1 protein-coding gene is annotated in these 748 nt (G+C 72.3%); it reads right to left on the reverse strand.

All coding sequences use genetic code 11. The features are described from left to right. On the reverse strand, positions 1-658 hold a 658-nt coding region (locus tag G3N99_RS40715; protein ID WP_241012103.1), incomplete at its 3' end, for an alpha-amylase family glycosyl hydrolase. Between the last annotated feature and the right edge of the window lie 90 nt (positions 659-748).

The following is a 748-nucleotide window of genomic DNA, read 5'->3' on the forward strand; positions in this document are numbered from 1 at the left end:
TCGCGTGGTCGCGCAGCGCCGCATGCGCGTCGGCCAGTCGTGCGCTGTCGCGCGGCGGCGCGGCGTCGAAGCGTTCGGCGAGCGCGTTCAGGTCGGCACGATTCGCGATGCGCAGGATGTCCGCATAGGTGGCGGCGGCCACCGGCAGCCGTCGTCCGGGGCACGACACGAAGAAGCGTCCGGTGGCCGGATCGGCGTCGAGCGTGAGGTCGCCGGCCGCGAGCGCTTCACCGTACGGCGTGCCGAGGCAGGGCAGCAGCACCTTGCCGTCGAGCGCCGCGTCGGGCGGATGCCAGTCGATGTCGAAGTGGCGGGCGTACGGGCTCGCGGGCCCCCATTCGAGTACGTCGTTCCACCAGCCGTTCGACGCGCCGCCGACGCCCATGTGGTTCGGCACGATGTCGACGATCACGCCCAGCCCGTGCGCGCGCAGCGCATCGACGAGCCGGATGAAACCGGCTTCGCCGCCGAGTTCGGGGTTGAGCGTGCCGTAGTCCACGGTGTCGTAGCCGTGCCGCGAACCGGGTTCGGCCGTCGCGATCGGCGACAGGTACAGGTGGCTCACGCCGAGCCGCGCGAAATAGCCGGCGTGCTTGGCCGCGTCGTCGAACGTGAAGCCCGCATGCAGCTGCAGTCGCAGCGTCGCGCGTGGCGTCATGGGCCGGACTCCCGCGAACGGCGTGCCCGCACGACGGCCGCGATGCGGTCGCGCACCGCGGCGTCGAACAGCGTGTCGATCGTGCGCGGC

The organism is Burkholderia sp. Ac-20392 (genome assembly GCF_017104585.1).
Taxonomy (GTDB): Bacteria; Pseudomonadota; Gammaproteobacteria; order Burkholderiales; family Burkholderiaceae; genus Burkholderia; species Burkholderia lata.